Annotated in this window: 5 protein-coding genes and 1 pseudogene; 2 read left to right on the top strand and 4 right to left on the bottom strand. The window is 39.7% G+C overall.

Translation table 11 applies throughout. The features are described from left to right. Positions 1-212 precede the first annotated feature (212 nt). The 3 genes and pseudogenes from glmU to AC5JMK_RS10775 form a co-directional block, all read right to left on the bottom strand. Positions 213-1,571: a bifunctional UDP-N-acetylglucosamine diphosphorylase/glucosamine-1-phosphate N-acetyltransferase GlmU gene (gene glmU, locus AC5JMK_RS10785; RefSeq protein WP_096677865.1), complete on the bottom strand. Its 1,359-nt coding sequence runs from the start codon at positions 1,569-1,571 to the stop codon at positions 213-215. A gap of 85 nt (positions 1,572-1,656) precedes the next feature. After that, positions 1,657-2,056, bottom strand: a pseudogene (locus tag AC5JMK_RS10780) (HD-GYP domain-containing protein); the annotation flags it as partial. An 82-nt stretch (positions 2,057-2,138) separates the two neighbouring features. Then, a complete protein-coding gene (locus tag AC5JMK_RS10775) occupies positions 2,139-3,086 on the bottom strand; it encodes a tRNA (5-methylaminomethyl-2-thiouridine)(34)-methyltransferase MnmD (RefSeq protein WP_096677867.1) in 948 nt (315 codons plus the stop codon). Between the two features lie 69 nt (positions 3,087-3,155). On the opposite strand from AC5JMK_RS10775, the gene AC5JMK_RS10770 reads away from it, so the two are divergent. After that, positions 3,156-3,971: a sulfurtransferase gene (locus AC5JMK_RS10770; protein WP_495910064.1), complete on the top strand. Its 816-nt coding sequence runs from the start codon at positions 3,156-3,158 to the stop codon at positions 3,969-3,971. A 25-nt stretch (positions 3,972-3,996) separates the two neighbouring features. On the opposite strand, the gene AC5JMK_RS10765 is transcribed toward AC5JMK_RS10770, so the two are convergent. Then, positions 3,997-5,433 (bottom strand): hypothetical protein, encoded by a 1,437-nt coding sequence (locus AC5JMK_RS10765; RefSeq protein WP_495910063.1) that lies wholly within the window; start codon positions 5,431-5,433, stop codon positions 3,997-3,999. Positions 5,434-5,917: 484 nt separating this feature from the next. Between AC5JMK_RS10765 and AC5JMK_RS10760 the strand changes: the two genes are divergently transcribed. Then, positions 5,918-6,922 (top strand): FecR domain-containing protein (locus AC5JMK_RS10760; protein ID WP_495910062.1); only part of this gene is annotated, 1,005 nt, incomplete at its 3' end.

Below are 6,922 nucleotides of genomic sequence, written 5' to 3'. Positions count from 1 at the left end.
GTTTATTGAATTCGGGTGGTCGTTTATTGAATTCGGGTGGTCGTTTATTGAATTCAAGCAGTGGTTAGGGTGAAGTAAAACCCCCAGATTCTTGAGTAACTTCAGACTTGTGTGTACACCGTAGCCCCAAGGGAGTGGGGATTAGGGGCGAAGGGGTAATGGGGATTGGGAAGAGACTTGTTAAATAATTCCCCCCACACTCCCCACACTCCCTATTCCCCACTCTCTTTTTTTTGCCACTCTGGTTTCACAACTTGGCGCTGGCGTGCAATTACTAAGCAATCATCAGGGACATCTTCTGTGATTGTGGAACCAGCTGCTACGTAAACATCATCTCCCAAGGTTATTGGTGCAACTAAAACGGTGTTAGAGCCAGTTTTGGTGCGATCGCCAATTATAGTTTGGTGTTTTTTCACACCGTCGTAATTGGCAGTAATAGTACCTGCACCAATATTGACTTGATTTCCGGTTGTTGTATCACCCAAGTAAGATAGGTGAGCAACATTAGTGCGTTCACCTAGGTTGGTATTTTTTAATTCCACAAAATTACCAACTCGACATTTAGCACCAACTTCTGCATGTCCGCGTAAATGGGCATAAGGACCAATGCGGCTACCAAATTGGACTGTACTATTCGTCACCACTGAATACATGATAGTGACATTTTCACTGATTTGACTATTTTCAATCAAACTACCAGGTCCAATGCGGCAGCCTGTCTGAATTGCCGTATTTCCACGTAAATGTGTTTGTGGTTCAATTATGACATCTGGCTCTAACTCTACAGTATCGTCAATCGTGGTGCTAGCAGGGTCAATGATGGTAACACCTGCGGTCATCCATTTTTCCTTAATGCGCCTTTGCAAAATTTCGTAGGCAGATGCTAATTGTAGGCGATCATTAATCCCCAAAATTTCTTGGTAATCTTCTACATTTACTGCCATCACTGGAGAAACTTGAGTGACGGCATCAGTAAGATAATATTCTTTTTGGGCATTATTAGCTTGTAAGTGCGGCAATATTTTAGCCAAGTCTTGCCAACGAAAACAGTACACGCCCGCATTGATACAGCTGTTTTGTCTTTGGGCTGAAGTACAGTCTTTTTCTTCAACAATTTTCTGCACAATATTGTCACCGTCACAAAAAACGCGTCCATAGCCTTTAGGATTGCTGAGGTAAGCAGTTAAAATAGTGGCGGCATTTTGTTTTTCTTGGTGTGTTCGTAGGAGATTTTGCAGAGTTTCGGTGCGTAGTAAAGGCACATCACCGTTAAGTATCAGTACATCGCCGCTATATCCTTCTAAGTAAGGAAGCAATTGCTGAATAGCATGACCTGTTCCTAGTTGCACACTCTGTTCTACAAACTCTAGATCGGGAATTGACAGCATGGCTGCTTTGACCTCTTGAGCCTGATACCCTACAATTACCATCTGTCGTGAAGGGGAAAGCGGTTGGACAGTTTCGATTACTCTCTCAACAAGCGATCGCCCACCCAAAGAATGTAAAACTTTGGGAAGATTGGATTTCATCCGTGTCCCACGTCCTGCCGCTAAAATTGCTACAACTACCATAATTAGCTATCAGCCAAGTAAATTGCGTTGATTGAGCTTGGTACTTTGAGATTCAGCCTCAAATCATACCACTAACAACTAAACACTATTGTTGACAACTGCGAATAAATTCTGCAAACTGCTGCATCAGGTGAGGATTGCGCCACCCCTTGGCTGTTTCTTCTTGCATGAGAGCAACTGCTTCTTCTGGAGAAAAAGCCAGTTTATTAAGGTCGTTCGCTAGTCAAGGCATCATAAATATCAATAATCTGAAATACTTGTGCCAAGTAGGGAACTTTTTCGCCTTTGAGTCCATCTGGATAACCCGATCCATCCCAACGCTCATGATGGTGACGAATAATAGGAATAACGCCTTGCATACTGCGTAAAGGCTGGCAAATTTTTTCACCAATTAAAACGTGCTGCTTCATTATCTCCCATTCTTCGGGGGTGAGTTTTCCTTTTTTGAGTAGCACACAGTCAGGAATTCCTACCTTACCAATATCGAAAGTTTACACTAAATGAGTAAAAATTATTACACTTAGCTAATATTTATTTTTTTCCATAGCTCATTAAAATACTTGTATACTATTTAACATAAGTATTATTTCTTTCAGACTCCCAACGTTTTCGCCAACGAGATGTTGGTTCAAAGGAAGAAGCTTGTTGTTCTTGTTGGCGTCGCCTAAGTATAACTTCGGTATACTCTGTTAATTGAGGATCACGATAAGGAATGGCAGCACGAGTCTGTAAATGTTCTATTTCTGCTTGGGATAGGGGCGGTAAAGACTTGGAAAGTGGCAAATGTGGTGACGCGGAGAATCTATCAACAATGCTCACTGTGTCATCTTTATGGGCTGCAACAGTACCAGGCGATCGCCTCCCAACTGGTGAAGTCGAACCTATTTGTAATCCAGCGACTAAAAGTGCTGTACGTACAGCCGCCGCACAAGAATATGTAGCTAAGATACCATCACTTTGCAAACACAAAGCCAACAATTGAATGAATTCAATAGTCCACAACTGCGGACATTGAGGTGGTGAAAAGGGGTCAAGAAAAATCGCGTCAGCTTGAAAACCAGATGCGTACACTTGCTGAATAGTGTTTCTGGCATCACCAATGAGTAAGCTAGCTTTGAGACTATTTATTTGTACTTTTTGCTCATAAGCTAGCTTATTAAGTATATTAATATACTCATAATTCCAAGTTTCGTATAATTTATGAGCGATCGCAGTTTGGGGTACAGCAGTATTTATTTCTAAACCAATTACTTCCACATCACAATCAGGATTCACAGACCAAATTGTTTGCAAAGCGGCAGCTGTGTTGTATCCTAATCCATAACAAACATCCAACAGCCGCAACACAGGTTTACACTTGGCTTTTACAGCCAGTTGAGTAGGTTCAACAAACTTTAAAAAACTCTCTTGCCTGGCTCCATAATGGCTATGAAAAGACTCACCAAACTCTTGAGAAAAGAAAGTAAAAGAACCATCTGCCGTAAGTTCAGGTGTAAAGTTACCTAATTGTGACATTATTTTTAGTTAGTCGTTAGTTGTTGATGGTAGTTAATAATTCCTCCAATCCCCGCTCCCCGATCCCCAATGACCAACATTATCGTTTCTCGTGAATGGTTACTAGAACATCTTGAAGATCCACAAGTCGTAATAGTGGATTGTCGCTTTTCTCTTGCCGATCCACAACTGGGAAAACAGCAGTACCAAACCAGCCACATTCAAGGTGCTTACTACCTAGATCTTAATCAAGATCTTTCTAGTCCTGTAGAAGAACATGGGGGGAGACATCCTTTACCTAATCCTGATCAATTAGCTGATAAATTATCAACCATCGGAGTAAATTTCCAAAAAACTCTAGTTGTAGCTTACGACGATTCTCACTTTGCTTTTGCGTCTCGATTGTGGTGGTTATTACGCTATCTTGGTCATGAACAAGTAGCGGTTCTAGATGGTGGTTTTAGCCAGTGGGAAAAAGCCAATTATCGTGTTACAGATATTATCCCTCAACCTGAGCAAAAAGGTACTTTTACTTATACAATGCAACCACAGATGGTAGTGGAGCGTCAAATAGTAATCAATCGTAAAGATTTACCTGGAGTAGCTTTGGTAGATTCACGAGAAAGCGATCGCTACCTCGGTATTCGTGAACCCATCGATAAAATAGCTGGTCATATTCCTGGCGCAGTCAACTATCCTTGGTCAGAAGTTAGCGACAGCAAAGGTTATTTACTTCCATCACAAGAACAAATTCACCGTTGGTCACAGCTAAAACAAGCGGATGAAATTATAGTTTATTGCGGTTCTGGCGTCACTGCGTGTGTAAATTTACTATCTTTAGAATTAGCCGGGATTCACACGGGTAAACTTTACGCAGGTAGTTGGAGTGATTGGATTAGTTATTAGTCAAGGGTCAAGGGTCATTCTATTTTCAAAATCGGCCCAGTTCTAAATTATAATTAATACCCAAAAACCAACCATCAAAATCTATATTGCTCTCAGTAGAGTTACCTAATGTGAAGCCAGCTTGTACACTAACATTACTATTTTTAGATATTCCGTAATTTAAATGACCAAACAATCGGTTATATAAATCTTCTCGTTCGTATTCTGTAAAATTGGATAAACTAAATTGATAATCAACACCAGCTTGGAGAGACTTGTGTAAATAATAACTCAGAGAAAGCCAGAAGAAATTAATAATTCGGTTACGATCTTCCGGTGGATCGGTGAGACTAAGACGAAATTCATAAAAGCTATCTAGTGTTATTTTTTGTGATAAAATATCTCGCCTTCCGAAAGCTAGCCGCAGGACATTCTCACCCAAAAAGCGATCGCCATCATCAAAGTTACTATTATCTCTAGCATAAAAAAGCTGTTGATTACTCCAACCAATTTCACCATACATTTGGGGCGTAAATCGCTGCTGAAGATTCAGATTGAATCTCACCTGATTATAGTTATATTCTGATTGATCTAAGTAACGAATTAAGTAACCATCAACAGATCCATTGATAAAAGTTTTTTTCCCCAAAGGAAAAGAAATAGATCCAAGTGTTAGCCCAGAATAAATTAAGCTATCTTCAATTGGAACAACTGCTGATGAAAAAATATTACTGGTATAAAAATAGCCAATACGAGCTAATAAATAGCCCACAGGTTTGAATTGATTTGGTGGTTGTTCGAGAGATGGAAGTTGTGGTTGTTCTGGGTTCGGTATTACTTCTCTTAGTTTCAGTTTACCAAGTTCCTCATCAATACTTGATTCTGGTGAATTTGATTCTGGTGATGGTAAATAGTTACCCTTGAGGCGCTGTATCAATCTTTGCAGCCTTTTTTCCCTTTCTGTCTCTGGTGTTTTCAAATCTTGTTCTACTTGTGTAGAGGGAGGTTTGGAAGTATAGGTTGGCTGTGTTTCTAATTGTGGTAGTTCACTAGGCTGATCAATCTGCTCAGGAGCATTTTTTGTTGTAGACTCTGGTTGCAGAGGAGTTAACTTTTGCGTAGTCTGAGAGTATAATTTTAGTGGTTCACCTGTAGAAAAGATAGTAGTAGTCGAAAATACAGGAACATTTTCTTCTTTTTCAGGGACTACATCGTTTGTTGGGACATCTACCCTGTCTATCAAGCTTAATGACCACAAAAGCTTTGATTTTGAGCTTAAGCTTTTTGGTCGTGACGGCTGATGTGATTGATTCGTAATTTGATCAACTGGCAAAAGTGGCGCTTTTGCTCCTAAATTGTCTCCAAAGTCACTCAAGCTTGAATTTGCAGCCCCTACCGCATCAACACTAATGAAATACCAGTTGACGCCACTAGAGGCCAACAAAACTTTGACCAAAAAATTTTTCCAGCCTTTGGGTTGCATACTAAAATCTGTTTTCTAAAAATTAGACCCATAAGCTTCCTTAGAAGTTCCTGCCTAGTATTGAGTCAAATAACATTGACAGGTGGGAAAAGCGTAAAGAGTAAGACAAAAGGTTTGATTGTTCAAATGTAACCCGTCTCGTAACCAAATTATCTGCTAATTTTAAATTGCTGATGTAACATGAATATTTTATATTTTGAACTACTTATATCATTGTAAATGATTATTGATTTTATTCATTATTTCCAAATAATGATATAATTTCCCTCCAGTAATCTTAATAGTAAGATTTTTCTGATAATATTTAAATAATTTTAGTAATAGTCAATTTGCATGTTTTTATCTATTGAACAATTAAATGTATTTCAACAAAATATTATAGGAGAATCTTGCTATAGAAGAATAATTAAGAACCACAAAATTTTAATATAAAAGCTTATTTTATACTGTTTTGGCATTAGTGAAATTACCGAGGCTCCAAAAAATGTTTCGTAAATTACTCCCATTCTTGGTGGCTGGCTGCTGGGGAACTGCGGTTTTACCTTTGCCAGAACAGGCTACTGCTGCGACACCTCTAACTAGGGCTGTGATCCAAAATCTTCATAATGTGGTACAGCTCATGCCCTACAAGCAACCTAAGCGCCGAGCACGCAAGTCGGATGCTATAATACCGGGGGACGGGCTGTCCACTGGTAGAGCCTCTCTAGCGGAGTTGCGTTTTAATGATGGTTCTTTAGCAAGAGTTGGAGAGCAAGCAATATTTCGATTCTTACCAAAGACACGAAACTTTCGCTTGACCAACGGTACTGTGTTGCTATTGATTCCACCAGGACAGGGACGAACACGGGTAAACACACCAAATGCAGCAGCAGCAATTCGTGGTTCAGCATTATTTGTCCGCTACGATGAAAAAAAAGATACTACAGTTGTAGCAGCACTAACAAATAGCGGTATTGAAGTTTTCAATAAAGATGGTTCCCAGGGTCGGGAATTAAAAGCAGGTCAAATGCTTGTTGTAGTGAAGGGTCGATTTCAAGGGTTGTACGATTTTGATCTGAGAACTTTTTATGAAACTAGCGATATAGTACGGGGGTTGGATCTACCTCGACAGCAACAATCGAATCCAGATCCGGCGATCGCTAAAGTTCAAACTGAAACAGCCGAAGCTGTGAGTTCACAACAACCAGTTACTGGTCAAAAAGTTATAGAAAATCCATCTTTCGTAAAGCTAACTCCCACTATTTCAGATTCTTCTAGTAACACTGATAGCACAAAAACTTCTACAAATTCCTCTCGCACATCAGGACAAAACGGGACAAACACGACACAACAGAAGGATACTAATAACCAACAAACTAGTACACAGTCAACAAATAACACTACTAATTCCAACAACCAAAAAACACCCACACAGACGAATACAAGCGACCAAAATAATTCCAACAACCAAAAAACACCCACACAGACGAATACAAGCGACCAAAATAAT

The sequence above is a fragment of the Pelatocladus sp. genome (genome assembly GCF_059505505.1).
The sequence above is the reverse complement of the archived record's forward strand: the minus strand, read 5'-3'. Positions and strand labels throughout refer to the sequence as shown.

Coding starts and splice junctions, on each gene's coding strand:
- AC5JMK_RS10765 (WP_495910063.1), bottom strand. CDS start 5,433: ATGCAACCCAAAGGCTGGAAAAATTTTTTGGTCAAAGTTTTGTTGGCC.
- AC5JMK_RS10770 (WP_495910064.1), top strand. CDS start 3,156: ATGACCAACATTATCGTTTCTCGTGAATGGTTACTAGAACATCTTGAA.
- glmU (WP_096677865.1), bottom strand. CDS start 1,571: ATGGTAGTTGTAGCAATTTTAGCGGCAGGACGTGGGACACGGATGAAA.
- AC5JMK_RS10775 (WP_096677867.1), bottom strand. CDS start 3,086: ATGTCACAATTAGGTAACTTTACACCTGAACTTACGGCAGATGGTTCT.